Raw genomic sequence first — 16,464 nt, 5'->3', positions numbered from 1 at the left:
GATGAGCCAGGACAACGCCACCTCCGGCAGACCCGGGGCGAAAGCCCCGCGACCGTCCCGCGCCGAGGCCGTGGCCGCCCTCCGGCCGCGCTACCAGGCCGACCTGGACCAGGGCACCGAGCGGTTCTTCGAGCCGCGCCGCACGGACTGCCCCTGGTGCGGCTCGCCCCGGCTGAAGCGCCGCCTGCGCACCAGGGACCGGTTCCAGAACAAGCCGGGCGGCTTCCGGCTGGACACCTGCCGGGACTGCCGCCTGGTGTTCCAGAACCCCCGGCTGGGCGCCGACGGGCTGGAGTTCTACTACCGCGACTTCTACGACGGGCTGGGGGAGGAGGGGATGGGCAACGTCTTCTCCGGCCGGCGGAAGATGTACCTCGGCCGTGCCGAGGCCCTGAAGCCCTCCGCCGACTCCCCGGCGAAGTGGCTCGACGTCGGCACCGGCCACGGCCACTTCCCCGAAGTGGCCCGCACCGCCTTCCCCCACACGGTCTTCGACGGGCTGGACTTCACCGAGGGCGTCGAACTGGCCGAGCGGGAGGGGCGGATCGACCACGGGATCCGGGGCAGCTTCCCGGAGCTGGCCGGGGAGCGGCTGGCCGGGCGCTACGACGTGGTCAGCATGTTCCACTACCTGGAGCACAGTACGGACCCCCGCGCGGAACTCCGCGCGGCCCACCGCGCCCTGGGCCCCGGCGGCCATCTGCTCATCGAGGTGCCGGACCCCGAGTGCTGGTTCGCCCGCCTCTTCGGCCGCTTCTGGCTGCCCTGGCTCCAGCCCCAGCACCTGTACTTCCTCCCCGTTGCGGCGTTGCGGAAGGAACTGGAAGCGCTCGGCTTCACCGTGGTCCTGGAACAGCACCGCGAGTCGTCGGACACCGTCGACCTGCTGGGCGCGGTGTGGCTGGCTGCCAACGCGGTCCTGCCGCCCGACGACGCCCCCTGGCTGGCCAGGCCGACCGGTCGCGCGCGCTGGCTGCTGCGCTGCGCGGGCCTGCTGGTGGCCATTCCTCCGCTCGTCGTGGCCACCACACTGGACCGGCTGCTGCTCAAGCCACTGGCCGGGCTGGGGAAGGTGTCCAATGCCTACCGTCTGGTAGCCCGGCGCAATGGGTGAATTCGTTCGCCACTTTGCATTTCGCAACGTCAGTCCACACTTCGGTGGCCCCTCGTAGCGCCCGAACCCGAAAAATGTGAACTCCCTTGTTCCGCATCGGTTCCGTGTGCAAAGGTGCAGGTGTCGCCAGCTGGGCCAGGTGTTTTCGGCGCCGCCAACAGGGTCGACACTCCCCATTGGTACGGACTTTTCTCCCTGCCCCGTGAAAGGGAAAAGACGTGAACGATGCCGCCCTGGCGCACTTTTTAACCCCCGCCCCCCTCTTCGGCGTGACGGACGAACAGCTCACGGCCGAAATGAAGAAGTGTTCGGGGAAACCGTCCGAACAACAGCCCGCCGGGGAGCTGCTGGGCCGTCACTGGGAGGCGGCCTTCTCCTACGCGAGCCTGTGCACCACGGGCTCCCACCCGGCGGGGATCCTCACCTCCGCCGCGTTCACCAGGCTGTTCGGCGAGGTGCTGCGGCGCAACGCACCGGCCACCGCGTGGCGGCCACGGGTGCTGGCCACCGTGCGCGGCATGGCGGAGGAGTGGAACGCGGGCCCGCGCGCCGCGTTGCTCCATCCCGGACTGCGGGCCGTTCCCAGGGAACGGGGACGCGCGGACGGGCGGTTCCGTCCGCCGGAGAACAGACGCCTGGTGTTCCGCGCGTTCCAGCAGCTCCCCGAGGCGGCCCGCTGTCTGCTGTGGCACACCGAGGTCGAGGCGGAGCGACTGGCCGTACCGGCCGGGCTGTTGGGGCTGTCCGACGACGCCCCCGCCGAGCTGGAGCGGGCCCGGCTGCGCTGGCGTCAGGCCTGCCTGGAGGCCCACCGCGACACGGCCCCCGAGGAGGAGTGCCGCCAGTACAGCCGGCTGCTGGACGTTTCGCTCCGCCGCGGCGACACCCGGCTCGACCCCGATCTGCGGCAGCATCTGGGCCGGTGCGAGCACTGCCGCCATGCCGCCGACCAGTTGGACCACTCCACCGGCCGGGCGGCCGTCCTGCTCGCCGAAGCCGTCCTGGGGTGGGGCGCGCGGGACTATCTCGACTCCCGGCCGGGCCGCCGCATCCCCGACCCCGGCCCCGTCGCGGCTCCCCCTCCCATGCCCTCCGTTCCGCCACGTGGCGGCGGCCCCCGCCACTCCGCGGGGAAGAACCCCTGGTGGAAGGCGCGCCCGGCGGCGCGCAGACGACGGCCGGGGCTCACCCGCGGCCGGCTCCTGGTGATGACGGCGGCCACCGTGAGCGGCTGCGTCCTGGTGTCGGTGGCGGTGGCCTCGGTCCTCCCCTCCGGCGGTGGCGAGAACGCCGCGTACGACCGCGACACCCCCTCCTCGCAGCCGGACGCGGGGGCGGGCGACACGACGGCCCCCGGCTCGGACCCCTCCTGGATCGGCGCCGACGGCCGCCCGGACGACACACTGCGCGGACGGCTGCGCAACGCCGCGAACGGACTGTGCCTCGACATCGTCGGCGGCAAGCCCGAGGCGGGCGCCGAAACCGAGGCCACGCCGTGCACCTCCGCGGCCACCCAGCAGTGGTCGTACGAGGCCGACGGCCTGCTGCGCAGCGGCGCCGACCCCGACCTCTGCCTCAACTCCCGCCTGAGCTTCGCCGTTCAGCTGGGCTCCTGCGCCACCACGTCACAGCGGGCCGCGGCGAACGTGCGGTACGACTTCACCCTCCAGGGCACCCTGGTGCCGCGCTGGAACCAGGAGCTGGCCCTGACCCCGGACTCCACGGAGAAGGGAGCCGGGCTGGTCCTGAAGACACGTGACGACTCCGCGAGGTCACAGCGCTGGCTGGCGGGTGGCGCGGCGAACGACAACCGGTACCGGACCGAGACGGGCCGCCCGGACCGGGAGGCGGCGCCCCGTCAGGTGTCCGCCGTCCGCCCGAAGCCCGCCCGCACCGCGCCACCGGCGCGCACGCCCGAACCCTCGGCGCCCCCGAAGTCCGCGCCACCGCCACCGTCGCGCCCCTCGTCCACGGCACCGCACCGCTCCAAGCCCCCGGCGGCGGATCCGCCCCCGCCGCGGCAGGCGGGCTCCTGGTACGGCCGCCAGGGGCCACGCGGAGAGTACGGACAGCGCGGATGGCACGGACAGTACGGGTACGGCGGGTACGGGCAGTACGGGCAGGCGCCCTGGGCCTCGGGCTGGGCCGGACACGACGGCGGCTGGGAACGAGGGGGCTACCGGGGCTACCGCTGACGTCGCGATGATGTACATCCGGCGCGCGCTCCACCAGGGAGCCGGACACCGCCCGGCTCAGGGCGTCACCGGAAAGGTCTCACCGAGGGGTACGGGCGCGGGCCCGATGTCCGCTCAGCCGCGGCTGATGACCTTGCCGGGGTTCAGGATCCCCCGCGGGTCCAGGGCCGCCTTGACGGCGCGGTGCATCTCCAGCACGGCGGGCGCGAGTTCCCGCTCCAGGCCGTCCCGCTTCAGCAGTCCGACACCGTGCTCGCCGGTGACCGTCCCGCCCAGGTCGATGGCGTCGGCGATGATGTCGCGGAACGCGGCCTGGGCCCGCTCCCGGGCCGCGGTGTCGCCCGGCTGGGTGATCAGCAGCGGATGGAGGTTGCCGTCACCGGCGTGGGCGATGTTGGCGATGAGCGTGTCGTGCCGGGTGGCCGCACGCTCGATCCGCGCCAGCATCTCCGGTACGGCCGCCCGGGGCACGCACACGTCCTCGGTGAGCACCGGACCCAGCCGCTCCAGCGCCGGATAGGCGAGCCGCCGCGCCGCGAACAGCGCGTCGGCCTCCTCCTGGTCCGTGGACTGCGCGGCCCAGGTCGCCCCGGCCTCCTCGAAGCAGGCGAGCATGCGCTCGGCCTCCTGCGCCCCGGCCGGGCCGGGCGCGTCCGTACGCCCCAGGAGCACCACGTCCGCGTCGACGGACAGGCCCATGTTCTTCCACCGGTCGACCGCGGCCAGGCAGTGCCGGTCGATCAGCTCCAGCGCGGACGGGGTCAGCCCCGCGGCCCCGACCGCGGTGACGGCGCGGCCCGCGGCCACCACCGAGGAGAAGTATCCGGCGACCGTGCGCTCCGCCTCCCGCTGGGGGCGCAGCCGCACCGTGACCTCGGTGATCACCCCGAGGGTGCCCTCGGAGCCGACCATCAGCCCCGCCAGGTCGTATCCGGCGACGCCCTTCGCCGTCCTGCGGCCGAGCCGCACCAGCTCACCGGTGCCGGTCACCGCCTCCAGGCCGAGGACGTAGTCGCGGGTGACGCCGTACTTCACGCAGCACAGCCCGCCCGCGTTGGTGGCCACGTTGCCGCCGATGGTGGACCAGGGCGCGCTGGCCGGGTCCGGCGGATACCAGAGCCCGTGGTCGGCGCACGCGGCCCGCAGATCGTCGTTGACCACACCGGGGCCGACGACCGCGAGCCGCTCCACGGGATCGATCTCGTGGACGGTGTTCATGTGCTCCGTGGAGAGCACGACGCAGCCCTCGACGGCGTTGGCGCCGCCGGAGAGGCCGGTTCCGGCGCCCCGGGTGACGAGCGGAACGCCGTGCCGCAGACAGGCGCGCACCACGGACCGCACCTCCCGCGCCGTACGCGGCCGTACGACCACGCGCGGCGTGCCGTACGGCGCCCACTCCGCCTCGTCGTGCGTGAACCCGGCCGCGATCCGCTCGTCCTCGATCAGCCGCCCGTCCGGCAGCTCCTGCCGCAGCTCCTCGATCAGCACGCCCGGCCCCCAACCCTGTCGTCGTCCCCGTACCGCGTCCCCGCCACGGTACCCACCGCGACGAGCGGCGATGATCACCGCCCTGGCCGGAGCGCGCGGGCCCCCGCCAGCGGGAAACCGTGCACACTGGGCGAAATGGGCTAGCGTCGTAGTCATGGAGACCGTACGACGCGTCGTCCGGTCGGCGCTGGTGCTTCCGATGGTCATCGCGGCACTGCTGCTCGCCGCCGTCGCCGCGGCTCCCGGCGCACGGGCCGCCGACTCCCTGGACACCGCCGCGGCCTCCCTGCGCGACGGGCCCGTCTACGTCGATCCGCGTGCCCGGGACATCCTGCCCCGGGCCGAGGCCCACGCCCTGGCGCGGAAGATCGAGAAGGCGGGCAAGCCGGTCTTCGCCGTCGCGCTCCCCGCCGCCGAGAAGCACGACCGGCCGACCCTGCTGCGGGATCTGCGGACGAAGGTCGGCGTCACCGGCGTGTACGCGGTCGCGCTCGGCGACCGCTTCGACGCGGGCGCCGACCACTCGGTCCTCTCCCGGGACGCCGTGCGGAACCTGACCGGCGCCGCGCGGCGGGCCCACCCCGACGACTCCGGGGCCATGCTCACCGACTTCGCCGGTCACGCCGTGCGGCAGGCCAAGGGCGACGCGCCCGCCACCTGGAACGGTGCCGCCACCCCCAGCGGAAGCACCGGCGCGCTGGGGCTCCTCATCACGCTCGGCATCCTGCTCGTCGTCGGCGTCGGCGGCACCTACCTGGTGAGCAAGCGCGTCACCAGGCGGCGGCAGCGGCAGGAGCGGGTCCGGCTGGAAGAACTCCGCCCGCTGGTGGACGAGGACATCACCGCCTTCGGTGAGGAGCTGACCCGGATCGCCTTCGACCCGGCGTCCCCGAAGGCGGACGACGCGATGCGCGAGGACTACACCCGGGCCCTGGACGCCTACGAGCGCGCGAAGACGACGATGGAGAAGGCGCGGGGCTCCAGGGAGGTGCGGGACGTGAGCGAGACGCTGGCGGACGGCCGGTTCTCGCTCGCCACCCTGGAGGCCAGGCTGGCGGGCGGGCCGCTGCCGGAGCGCCGGCCCCCGTGCTTCTTCGACCCCCGGCACGGCCCCTCGGCCGAGGACCGGCGGTGGACCCCGGCGGGCAGCACCTCCGAGCGGACCGTTCCGGTCTGCGCCGCGGACGCGGCCCGGCTGGACGACGGCCGGGAGCCGATGGCCCGGCAGGTCGACACCCCCGCGGGGCGGCGCCCGTACTGGGATGCCGGACCCGTCTACGCGCCCTGGGCGTACGGCTACTTCGGCGGCGCGCTGCTGCCGGGCCTGCTGACGGGCACCCTGCTCGGCGCCTCGCTCGCCTCGCCCTACGCGTACGGGGACTACTACGGCGCCGGTCCGGCGGGTGATTACTCCGGCGGCGACCACTCGGGCGGCGACTACTCCGGCGGCGACTTCGACCCGGGTGATTTCGGCGGTGGCGATTTCGGCGGTGGCGATTTCCGGGGCGGCTTCGGCGGGGGAGACTTCGGCGGAGGGTGACACCGCGCCGCCCCGCGTCCCGTATGAGGCGTACAGCCGCCCCGAGAGACCGGAACGCGGCGTGCCACATCCGCGCGGCAATCTTGTGCACATGTCTTGTATCCCAGATTGCCGAACTCTAGTGTCCCAGTCTCAGCGGCCCGGCGCGCCCACCCACGCGGCCGGGCGCACCGACGAAAGGGACGAGAGTGGCAGACCTCAGCGGTCTCTGCGTCGCGGTCACCGGTGCCGGGCGCGGCATCGGACGGTCCATCGCCCTGCGGCTCGCCTCGGCGGGCGCGCACCTGGCCGTCATCGACCGCGACGCCTCCCGCGCCGAGGCCGTGACGGCCGAGGTGGCCGACCTCGGCCGTCCGGCGCTCGCCGTGGCGGGCGATGTGACCCGCGCGGCGGACTGCGCCGAGATGGTGCGGCGCACCGCCGACGGCCTCGGGCGGCTGGACGTCATGGTCTGCAACGCGGGCATCGTGCAGGTCAAGCCCTTCCTGGAGATCACCGAGGAGGACTGGGACGCCACCTTCGCCGTCAACGTCAAGGGCGCGTTCCTGACCATGCAGGCCGCCGCCGCCCGGATGCGCGCCCAGGAACCCCCGCACGGCACCCGTCCGCGCGGGAAGATCATCACGATGTCGTCGATCGCCGGACGGTACGGCGCCGGTCCGATGGCACCCCTCACGCCCCACTACCGCGCCAGCAAGGCGTCCGTCATCAGCCTCACCCAGACCGCGGCCTACGCGCTGGCGCCGGACATCACCGTCAACGCCATCTGCCCCGGCCTGGTCGAAACCGACATGTGGCGCCAGATCGACCAGGAGTGGTCCGCCGCCGAGGGGTGGACCGCGGGCGAGGCATGGGCGCGGCGCACCGCCGTCGTGCCGATGGGCCGCCCCCAGAGGCCGGACGACGTCGCGGGCCTCGCCCTCTATCTCTGCTCATCCGATTCCGACTACATGACCGGCCAGGCCGTCAACATCGACGGCGGACTGATCATGAGCTGAGCCGCCCTCCTCCCCGCACGACCGAGGAAGCACATGACACACCCACCCAGCGGCACCCCCGCCACGCCTCTGGACGAGGCCGGGCAGCGGGCAGCCGTCTCGCGCATCACCTGGCGCCTCCTTCCGCTCATCGCGGTCGGCTACGTCATCGCGTACGTGGACCGCACCAACATCGGCTTCGCCCAGCTGGGCATGGGCACCGAACTGGGCATCAAGGCCGCCGCGTACGGCCTCGCCGCCTCGATCTTCTTCGTCGCGTACTTCTTCTTCGAGGTGCCGAGCAATCTGCTGCTGCGCCGCTTCGGCGCCCGCGCCTGGCTCGCCCGCATCATGGCGACCTGGGGGATCATCACCGTGATCACCGGGTTCACCACCCATGTGCAGATGCTGTACGTGATGCGCTTCCTGCTGGGTGTCGCGGAGGCCGGTTTCTTCCCCGGCATCATCGTCTACCTCACCCTGTGGTTCCGCTCCGGCGACCGGGCCGTCGCGCTCGGCTGGCTGGTGCTCGCCCAGCCGGTCTCGTTCCTCTGCGGCGGACTCCTCGGCGGCTTGATCCTGGACCACACCGGCTGGTTCGGCATGGCGGGCTGGCGCTGGCTGTTCATCCTGACCGGCCTGCCGGCGGTCCTGATGGCCGTCGTGACGTACCTCTTCCTCCCGGACTCCCCGGCGACCGCGCGCTGGCTCGCCCCCGCCGACCGCGAGTGGCTGCGCACCTCCCTGGAGGCCGAGCAGGGCACCGGCCACGACGAGGGTGTACGGGCGCAGCTCGTCGCCCTGCGGAACCGCCGGGTGCTGCACCTGGCCGCCACCCATCTCGCGCTCGCCATCGGCACCTACGGGTTCAACCTCTTCCTGCCGCTGATCATCAAGCAGATCAACCCGGCCTACTCGGCCACCAACATCGGCTTCACCGCCGCCGTCCCCTACATCTGCGCCGCGCTCGCGCTGCTGCTCACCGCCCAGCTGTCCAAGCGTGCCCGGGAGCGCAAATACCTGGTCGCCGTGCCGCTCGCCATGGGGGCCGTCGGTCTCGCCGCGGTGATCGCCCTGCGGCACCACCCCGGGCCCGCGGTGGTGGCGCTCGCCATCACCGGCATCGGCGCCTTCGCCTGGCTGCCGCCGTTCTGGGCACTCACCACCGACAGCCTGTCCAGGACGCACGCCGCCGTCGGCATCGCCGCCATCAACTCCATCGGCAACCTCGGCGGGTTCTTCGGCCCCTACATCGTCGGCAAGGAGACCGACGGCGACACCGTGACCGCGGGCCTGCTCATCCCCGTGGTGTCCCTGGCCGTCTCGGTCGTGCTGATCCTGCTGTGGCGCAGCCCCGCGCGGCAGCCCGGCTCCGGAACCGGCCCGGCGACCGTGGCGGACGCGCCCGCCACCACCCGCTGAAGCGCGCCCTCTTCGACACCCACCGAAAGGAGCCGACCGTGTCAGCCGCCACGTCGCTGGGCGCCCTCCTGAACGGCCCCGGCATCATCCAGGCCCCGGGCGCGCCCGACTCGGCCACGGCCCGCCTCGTCCAGGCCGCCGGATTCCCGGCGGTCTACATGACCGGCTTCGGGGCCACGGCCAGCCGGCTGGGCACCCCCGACATCGGGCTGCTCACCCAGACCGAGATGACCGAACACGCCCGCAACATGACCCGCGCGGTGACCATCCCGGTCATCGCGGACGCCGACACCGGATACGGCGGCCCCTCCAACGTCCACCGCACCGTGCGCGAGTACGTCCAGGCCCAGGTGGCGGCCATCCACCTGGAGGACCAGGTGGCGCCCAAGCGGTGCGGCCAGATGAGCGGCATCCGGCTGATGGACGAGGACGAGAGCGCCGCCCGGATCGCCTGCGCCGTCGAGGCCCGGGGCGACGACGACCTGCTCGTCATCGGACGCACCGACGCGCTGCCCGCCGCCGGGATCGAGGCGGCGGTACGCCGCGCCCGCCGCTACCGGGACGCCGGAGCCGACCTCGTCTTCGTCGACGGCATCAAACGCGTCGAGGAGGTGGAGGCCGTCGCCGCGGCCGTCGAAGGACCCAAGGTCGTCTCCATCGTGGACGGGAACGAGACCACCCGGCTCACCGCCACCGACCTGGCCGACATGGGATTTTCGATCGTCTTCTACGCGGTCACGGCGCTGTTCACCGCCACCCGCGCGGTCGTCGGCGCACTGGACCACCTGCGCGCCGCCGGAACCCCCGCGGGCGGCCCGGCCCAGCACACCTACGCCGAGTTCTGCGACCTGGTCGACCTCGGCTTCCACCAGGACCTCGACCACCGCTTCGGGAGCTGAGCGCCATCATGTTCACCGTGGTCGTCACCGACTACGAATTCGCCGACCTCGAGCCCGAGCGGCAGGTCCTGGAGGCGGCCGGGCTCACCGTCGTACCCGCCCGGGCCCGTACCGAGGCCGAGCTGATCGAGATCTGCGCCGACGCCGACGCCGTGATCAACCAGTACGCCCCCGTCACCGCCGACGTCATCCGCCAGCTGACCCGCTGCCAGGTGATCTCCCGCTACGGCATCGGGCTCGACACCATCGACGTCCCCGCGGCGACCGCGGCGGGCATCGCCGTCGCCAACGTGCCGGACGGCTCCCTGGAGGAGGTGTCCGACCACGCCGCCGCACAGATCCTCACCCTCGCCCGGGGCCTGCACCGCTACGACGCCGCGATCCGCCGGGGCACCTGGGACTACACCGTCGCCGGGCCGCTGCGGCGGCTGCGCGGACGCACACTCGGGCTCGTCGGCTTCGGCCGCATCCCGCAGCGGCTCGCCGAGAAGATGAGCGGCTTCGGGATGACACTCCTCGCCCACGACCCCCATCCCGACACCTCCCGGGCGGCGGCGCTCGGCGTCCGGCTCGTGGACCTCGACACCCTCTGCCGCGAAGCCGATGTGGTGTCCGTGCACGCCCCGCTGACGGCGGAGACCGAAGGGATGATCGGGGCCGGGCAGTTCGCCGTCATGAAGCCGACCGCCTGCCTGGTCAACACCGCGCGCGGCCCGATCGTGGACGAGACCGCGCTCATCGACGCGCTGCGCTCGGGACGTATCGGCGGCGCCGCCCTGGACGTCTTCGCGCACGAACCCATCGGACCCGACAGCCCGCTGGCGCGATGCGAGAACGTGGTCCTCACCCCGCACACCGCCTGGTACTCGGAGGACTCCGAGATCGAGATCCGCACGAAGACGGCGCGCAACGTGGTAGAAGTCGCCCAGGGGCGGCTGCCCACCTACCTGGTCAACCACGACGTGCGGCACACCGCCGTCCCCGCCCCGCGCGCCATCACCCGACCCGGAGGAGGACGCACCACATGACCCGTACAGCGGTGGCCACGGTCTGCCTGTCCGGAACCCTGGACGACAAACTCACCGCCGCGGCGGACGCCGGTTTCGCCGGGGTCGAGATCTTCGAACCCGACCTCGTCGCCTCCCCGCTCGCCCCCGCCGCGATCCGGGCCCGCTGCGCCGACCTCGGCCTGTCCATCGACCTCTACCAGCCCTTCCGCGACCTCGACTCCACCTCGCCGGACCGCTTCGCCGCCAACCTGGCCCGGCTGGAGCGCAAGCTGGAGGTGATGCGGCGGCTGGGCGCCGACACCCTGCTGGTGTGCTCCTCGGTCTCCCCGGACGCGGTCCCCGACCCCGACCTGCTCGCCGGGCAGCTGCACACGGCGGCCGGGCGCGCCGCCGACCACGGCATACGCATCGCCTACGAAGCCCTCGCCTGGGGCGCCCACATCGACACCTACGAGGCGTCCCTCGACGTGGTCGAGCGCGCCGGCCACCCGGCGCTCGGACTGTGCCTGGACAGCTTCCACATCCTCTCCCGCGGCTCGGACCCCGCGGGCATCCGGGACATCCCCGCCGAGAAGCTGTTCTTCCTCCAGCTCGCCGACGCGCCCCACCTGGACATGGACGTCCTCCAGTGGAGCCGCCACCACCGGCTCTTCCCCGGCCAGGGCGCCTGGGACCTGCCCGCGTTCCTCAGCCATGTGCTGGCCGCGGGCTACCGGGGACCCCTGTCCCTGGAAGTCTTCAACGACGTCTTCCGCCAGGCCGACCCGGGCCGCACGGCCATCGACGCCCACCGCTCGCTGCTGGCGCTGCGCGATGCCACCGCCCGCCGCGCGGACGCCCCGTCGGCGGGTGCCGCGCCCGCCGTACCGGCTGTGCCGACGGGGTCCGCCCCCAGCGGCGTCGCGTTCGCCGAGGTCGCCGTCGACACGGAATCCGGGCCGCTGATCGCTCAGGCGCTGGCCGCGCTCGGCTTCACCCACACCGGACACCACCGCACCAAACCCGTCCAGCTGTGGACCCAGGGCGAGGCCCGGCTCCTCCTCAACACCGGTGTGACCCGCCCCGGCGGCGCGATCAGCGCCCTGGGCCTGCACACCGCCGACCCGGCCGCCTCGGCCGCCCGCGCCGAGGCACTGCTCGCCCCGGTCCTGCCGCGCACCCGGGGCCCGGCCGAGGCCGACCTCGCCGCCGTCGCGGCCCCGGACGGCACCGAGGTGTTCTTCTGCGGCACCGGCGACGACTGGCTGGCCGACTTCACACCCGCCGCCGACCCACCGGACCGGCCCGGCGCGGGCATCACCCACGTCGACCACATCGCCCTCACCCAGCCGTTCGACCACTTCGACGAGGCCACCCTCTTCTACCGCGCCGTCCTCGGCCTCAGCCCGCAGCCCACCGCCGAATACGCCGCCCCCTTCGGCCTGGTCCGCAGCCGGGCCTTCACCGACCCCGCCGAACGGCTCCGCATCGCGCTGTCGGTCACCCTGCTGCGCCGCGGCGACTGGGCGCCACCGGTCACCAGCCCCCAGCACATCGCCTTCGCCACCGACGACATCGTGGCGACCGCCCGTGCCGTACGCGACCGCGGGGCACCGCTGCTGGCCGTCCCGGACAACTACTACGACGACCTCGACGCCCGGCTCGGCCCCGGCCCCGCGCTCCTCACCGACCTCCGCGAGCTGGGCATCCTCTACGACCGCGACGCCGACGGCGCGTTCCTCCACTGCTACACGGAGATCCTGGGCGGCGCGGTCTTCTTCGAACTCGTCCAGCGCGTCGGCGGGTACACCGGCTACGGCGCCGCCAACGCCCCCGTCCGCACGGCCGCCCACCGCACCGCCCGCCTCGCCCAGGCCGGGCCGGATCCGGCGATACGGCAGCTACGGTAGCGTTCGGGATAGGCGGGGACATACCCCCGGACACACACCCATGGACGGAGGGGCATGGCACGCACGACGGGTGGCGGACGGTCCTCGTCGCTGGCCTCCGAGGTGGCGCGCCGTCTCCGTGCGGCGATCGTGGACGGCGAGTTCGACCTCGGCGAGGCGCTGTCCGAGGACGGCCTCGCCTCCGCCCTCGGGGTGAGCCGCACACCGGTCCGCGAGGCCCTGCGCATGCTGCGCCTCCAGGGCCTGGTCGAGATCGTGCCCAAGTCCGGGACGTACGTCTTCCAGCCCACCGAGGACGAGATCTTCGAGCTGTGCGAATACCGCACCACCCTGGAGGTCCGCGCGGCCCAACTGGCCCTCGAACGCAACCCCGGCCCCGCCCTCGCCGCCATGCGCCGCGCCGTCGAGGCCATGACCGACGCCCTGGCGGGCAACGACACCAAGGCGTACGGGCGCGCCGACACCGCCTTCCACGAGGCGTTCTTCGCCCACTGCGGCAACCGCTACCTCGGCGACGCCTATCAGATGAGCCTGGCCCGCGTCTCGGCGCTCCGCGTCCACCTCACCTTCCTCGCCACCACCGAACCGGCGCGCTCGTTCGAGGAACACCGGCGGATCATCGAGATCTTCGCCGCGGACCGTACGGACGAGCTCGAGGAGATCCTGAAGGCGCACATCATGCGCACGCGCGAGAACTACGTGCTGGCCCTGCGCGCCCGGGCCGCCCGCGACGCCGAATCCAAGGCGGCGGGCCTGCGCCGCAAGCTGGGCCTGTCCGGCTGAGCGCCTATTTCCAGGGGACCGTGAGCCACGGGCTGCCGGGGTCGGTGGTGAGGATGCGGTGTGCTTCCAGCATGTCCTGGTACCAGGTGCCGAATTCCTCCTCGTCGAAGTGCAGACACCGGCCGAGGATGAAGGAGGCGGAAAATTCTTCCCAGGAGCGGTAGTTGAGCCTGCCGAGCCTGCTGGCACGGGCGATCGCGTTCTCGGCCTCCCGCTGGTCGCAGTAGCGGGCGCCCAGCCCCCAGCGGGCCATTCCGGCGGCCCGCCCGTAATCCCACGCCTCCACGGACGGGACGAACTTCCCCTCCGCCAGCAGCCCGTCGGCGCGGAAACGCTTCTCGTAGCGGGCGATGCGCCCGATGAGCCGCTGCACTCCCGCGATCCGCGCCGCCACCTCGGCGCCGTCGAGGGGGCCGACCTTGGTCACCCCGTCGGCGCTCAGCCGGTACTCGGTGGTCTCGGTGCCCCGCCGCAGCACCTTCTCGGCCGCCTGCCGCCACTGGTCCACCTCGACGGGGCCGCCGAACTCCCGGGACAGCGACCGCCGGATCCCGAGGACGAACTCCCAGGCGCCACCGCCGACCTGACCCGCTTCGAGCAACTGCTCCTGGTGATGCCGCCACTCCTCGCGGCTGGTGATGCCCCACCACTCCTTGAGGCGGTTCTTCTCCCCCTTGTAGCCCGTGCCGTGGTAGTCGATGGCGTTCCACAGATCCCCGTTGCTGACGGACAGCAGCGCGATCAGCCCCAGCCCGTGGGCCACCGCCCCCGTCGCCGCCCCGCTTCCCTCCAGCGCGCGCAGCCGCATGCGGTGGTGGGGCCGGCCGCAGTCGCATTGCTCGAGGCGCCGCACATGCTGCTGCCACAGCGCGCGATGGGACGGTGTCGCGGGGAAGAACACCTCACAGGGGCTCCCCGGGTTGATCACGATCCATGAGGTGTCGCTGTCCCGCCACCCGTCCGCGAGCCAACCCAGGTCGGTGCGGCAGAAGGCGGTCTCCGCGTCGGGAGCGGGCAGCATGCCATGGGTGAGGAGGGGCAGGCAGTTGGCCCGGACCTGGGAGTACCAGTAGGGCGTGCACAGATACGTCCCCGGGTCGGCCTCGATCAGGGCCACGGAGTCGGCGAAGAAGAGATCCTCCTCGGCCAGACAATCGAAGAACGCGGACCAGTCACCGCGCAGCTTGGCCTCGTACAGCCTCCGCTCGACCTCACTCGGCGCCTGCCATGCGGGCGGCGCCTGAAGTTCCGTATGGCCGACCGCGTTTGCCTCCCCGTAACCCATGACACAGGACTCTACCGAGCGCCACCGGCCGGGCTCGCGCTACCCCGTGATCAGATTGGTGAGGAAGAGCAGGACGACCGCGGCGGGCAGCAGGCCGATGAGGGTGCCCGGCCGGAGCAAGAGGGGTTTGCCCAGGGGGAGCCGGCTGTGGAAGGGGTCGGGGCCGGGTTCCGGCAGACGCTCGATCTTCGAGTGGACCCGCAGATTCAGGATGATGGTGACGGGGTTGAACAGGATGGCGGACAGCGGATGCCACCACCCCTGCCACATCGTCATGGCGGTGTGCTTGCGGTACAGCGCCGTGCCGCAGGTCCGGCAGAACTGGCCCTTCCGTTTCCGGAACAGCATGATGAAGAACAGCCCTTGGTGGTGCCTGAGGGCCATCGTGGCCGCGGGCGACCCGCCGCACAGCTGGCACGCGAGCTGCCACGGAGCGGCATACGGGGCCTCCGGCCCGGCCGGGCGCTCCGACGGAGCGGGGCGAAGGGGATACCCCGGCAGCGGCGGCCGATCGGCCACGGGCCGCGCCGTTCCGTACCCCGTACCGGGAACCGCGCCGTACGGGTTGCCGGGCGGTGTCGGCAGCGACATGGACTTCCTCCCCCAAGCGACCAGTTGTGCGACACCCTATGCGACGTGGCGTCGGCACGGCCGCCGTGGCCTCACGGGGCCGGACCCCGGCCCCGTGAGGCATCGCTTCACCGGGGAACGGCGTCCGCGCGCATCATGACGCAGTCGAACTCCACCACGCGGCCCGTCGTGTCCTCGCGGGTCACCGGGTACATGCCCGTGATGCCGAAGCCACTCTTCTCGTACGCGGCGATGGCCTCGCTCATCCCGGGGCTGCCCTCGTAGAGCCGCAGGGGCGCCACCTCCGACTGCATCCCCACGAACTCCTCGATCCGTTCCCCGGCGCCCGCGAACACCTCCAGGTCGTACCCCTGGGTGTCCATCTTCAGATAGGGGCGGGGGTCGGCGAGACCGGCCAGCGCCTTGTCCATCACGCTGTCCAGCCTGCGGACCTCGATCTCCTCCGTACGGTCCTTCGCGAACCGCCGGTAGCGGTCCTTGCCGTAGTCGCTGGCCGGGAGCAGCGAGTTCATGGTGGCCCAGCCCACGTGCATGGACCGGGTCGCCTCCTCGCGGCCGAGGGCGAAGGGGAACACCCACCACTCGGGATCGTCCTCGGCGGCCTTCTCCAGCTTCGCGAACGCCTCCTCGGTCGGCTCGAAGGAAACGATTCTGCCCGTATAGCCGAGTCCGCGCAGCCGCCTGCCGTACTGACCGGCGTTGGCCCCCACGTCGAAGACGCAGTTCACCTCGTACTTCTCCAGCAGCCCGGCCACATGGTGGCCGCACAGATAGGTGGCGGCCGCCAGCTGGAGCGAGCGTTCGTCGGAGGCCTTCGCGTCGAAGAGCAGATGGGCGCCGGTGTCACCGAGCCGTACGTTCGTCCACGCGTCGGACGGGGGGTCGCCCCGGCCACGGGCCACCACCCAGGTGTCCGGCCGCACCCGTGTCACCGCGAAACGGCTGCTGCCGCGCGTCACCAGGTCGGCCTCCCGGCCCACGGGGACGCGGTTCCGCTTGCCGCGCCGGGAGAGCACCGCCGTACCCGAGCCGAGGTCGAGCACCTGCACTCCGAGCCGGGGGAGCACACTCAGCAGTCTTCTGTAAAGGGTTTGCATCAAGACAGCCTCGCAGGTCTCGGCCGTCTCGGCTCCCCCTTACGGCCAATTGGTGCGCTTCTCTGTCACCCCTCGGCCCCGACCTCCTCCTTCTTGAAGAAAAGTGTGCCAAGCGGCCCAACCGCCGGAGACGATCGGGCCGTACGCGAGTAAACAGGAGATGGCCGAAAAGGG

13 protein-coding genes are annotated in these 16,464 nt (G+C 72.6%); 9 read left to right on the top strand and 4 right to left on the bottom strand.

The features are described from left to right. The first annotated feature begins 1 nt into the window (after position 1). Both ABZ562_RS15355 and ABZ562_RS15350 read left to right on the top strand, forming a co-directional pair. Positions 2-1,114: a class I SAM-dependent methyltransferase gene (locus tag ABZ562_RS15355; RefSeq protein ID WP_361478877.1), complete on the top strand. Its 1,113-nt coding sequence runs from the start codon at positions 2-4 to the stop codon at positions 1,112-1,114. A gap of 218 nt (positions 1,115-1,332) precedes the next feature. Then, entirely contained in the window at positions 1,333-3,309 is a 1,977-nt protein-coding gene (locus ABZ562_RS15350) for an RICIN domain-containing protein (RefSeq protein WP_361478606.1), read from the top strand. 114 nt (positions 3,310-3,423) lie between these two features. Here ABZ562_RS15350 and ABZ562_RS15345 read toward each other — a convergent pair whose 3' ends face one another. Continuing rightward, positions 3,424-4,770: an FAD-linked oxidase C-terminal domain-containing protein gene (locus tag ABZ562_RS15345; RefSeq protein WP_361478874.1), complete on the bottom strand. Its 1,347-nt coding sequence runs from the start codon at positions 4,768-4,770 to the stop codon at positions 3,424-3,426. 181 nt (positions 4,771-4,951) lie between these two features. Between ABZ562_RS15345 and ABZ562_RS15340 the strand changes: the two genes are divergently transcribed. The 7 genes from ABZ562_RS15340 to ABZ562_RS15310 all read left to right on the top strand — a co-directional run bounded on the left by ABZ562_RS15340 (position 4,952) and on the right by ABZ562_RS15310 (position 13,317). After that, complete coding sequence (locus ABZ562_RS15340) at positions 4,952-6,337, top strand: hypothetical protein (protein ID WP_361478603.1); 1,386 nt, start codon at positions 4,952-4,954, stop codon at positions 6,335-6,337. A gap of 188 nt (positions 6,338-6,525) precedes the next feature. After that, positions 6,526-7,335 carry a glucose 1-dehydrogenase gene (locus ABZ562_RS15335; protein ID WP_361478600.1) on the top strand — a complete coding sequence of 270 codons (810 nt, stop codon included), beginning with the start codon at positions 6,526-6,528 and terminating at the stop codon, positions 7,333-7,335. A 33-nt stretch (positions 7,336-7,368) separates the two neighbouring features. Then, positions 7,369-8,736: an MFS transporter gene (locus tag ABZ562_RS15330; protein ID WP_361478597.1), complete on the top strand. Its 1,368-nt coding sequence runs from the start codon at positions 7,369-7,371 to the stop codon at positions 8,734-8,736. Between the two features lie 38 nt (positions 8,737-8,774). Beyond that, the gene (locus ABZ562_RS15325; protein WP_361478594.1) at positions 8,775-9,635 is read left to right on the top strand and encodes an isocitrate lyase/PEP mutase family protein; all 861 of its coding nucleotides are present in this window, start codon (positions 8,775-8,777) and stop codon (positions 9,633-9,635) included. A gap of 8 nt (positions 9,636-9,643) precedes the next feature. Beyond that, positions 9,644-10,663, top strand: a complete 1,020-nt coding sequence (locus ABZ562_RS15320; protein WP_361478591.1) for a C-terminal binding protein — start codon at positions 9,644-9,646, stop codon at positions 10,661-10,663. Further along, on the top strand, positions 10,660-12,534 hold the full coding sequence (locus ABZ562_RS15315) for a TIM barrel protein (protein ID WP_361478588.1): 1,875 nt from the start codon (positions 10,660-10,662) through the stop codon (positions 12,532-12,534). Before ABZ562_RS15320 ends, ABZ562_RS15315 begins: the two co-directional genes overlap by 4 nt. Before the next feature lie 54 nt (positions 12,535-12,588). Further along, positions 12,589-13,317 (top strand): GntR family transcriptional regulator, encoded by a 729-nt coding sequence (locus tag ABZ562_RS15310; RefSeq protein WP_361478585.1) that lies wholly within the window; start codon positions 12,589-12,591, stop codon positions 13,315-13,317. Positions 13,318-13,321: 4 nt separating this feature from the next. Here the strand turns inward: ABZ562_RS15310 and ABZ562_RS15305 are convergent, their stop codons facing one another. The 3 genes from ABZ562_RS15305 to ABZ562_RS15295 all read right to left on the bottom strand — a co-directional run bounded on the left by ABZ562_RS15305 (position 13,322) and on the right by ABZ562_RS15295 (position 16,290). After that, the gene (locus tag ABZ562_RS15305; RefSeq protein ID WP_361478583.1) at positions 13,322-14,602 is read right to left on the bottom strand and encodes a DUF1266 domain-containing protein; all 1,281 of its coding nucleotides are present in this window, start codon (positions 14,600-14,602) and stop codon (positions 13,322-13,324) included. A gap of 39 nt (positions 14,603-14,641) precedes the next feature. After that, positions 14,642-15,193 carry a hypothetical protein gene (locus tag ABZ562_RS15300; protein WP_361478580.1) on the bottom strand — a complete coding sequence of 184 codons (552 nt, stop codon included), beginning with the start codon at positions 15,191-15,193 and terminating at the stop codon, positions 14,642-14,644. Between the two features lie 107 nt (positions 15,194-15,300). Continuing rightward, positions 15,301-16,290, bottom strand: coding sequence for an FkbM family methyltransferase (locus tag ABZ562_RS15295; protein ID WP_361478577.1), 990 nt, complete (start codon positions 16,288-16,290; stop codon positions 15,301-15,303). Positions 16,291-16,464: the final 174 nt, after the last annotated feature.

Source organism: Streptomyces sp. NPDC019937 (assembly GCF_040631655.1).
Lineage (GTDB): Bacteria > Actinomycetota > Actinomycetes > Streptomycetales > Streptomycetaceae > Streptomyces.
The sequence above is the reverse complement of the archived record's forward strand: the minus strand, read 5'-3'. Positions and strand labels throughout refer to the sequence as shown.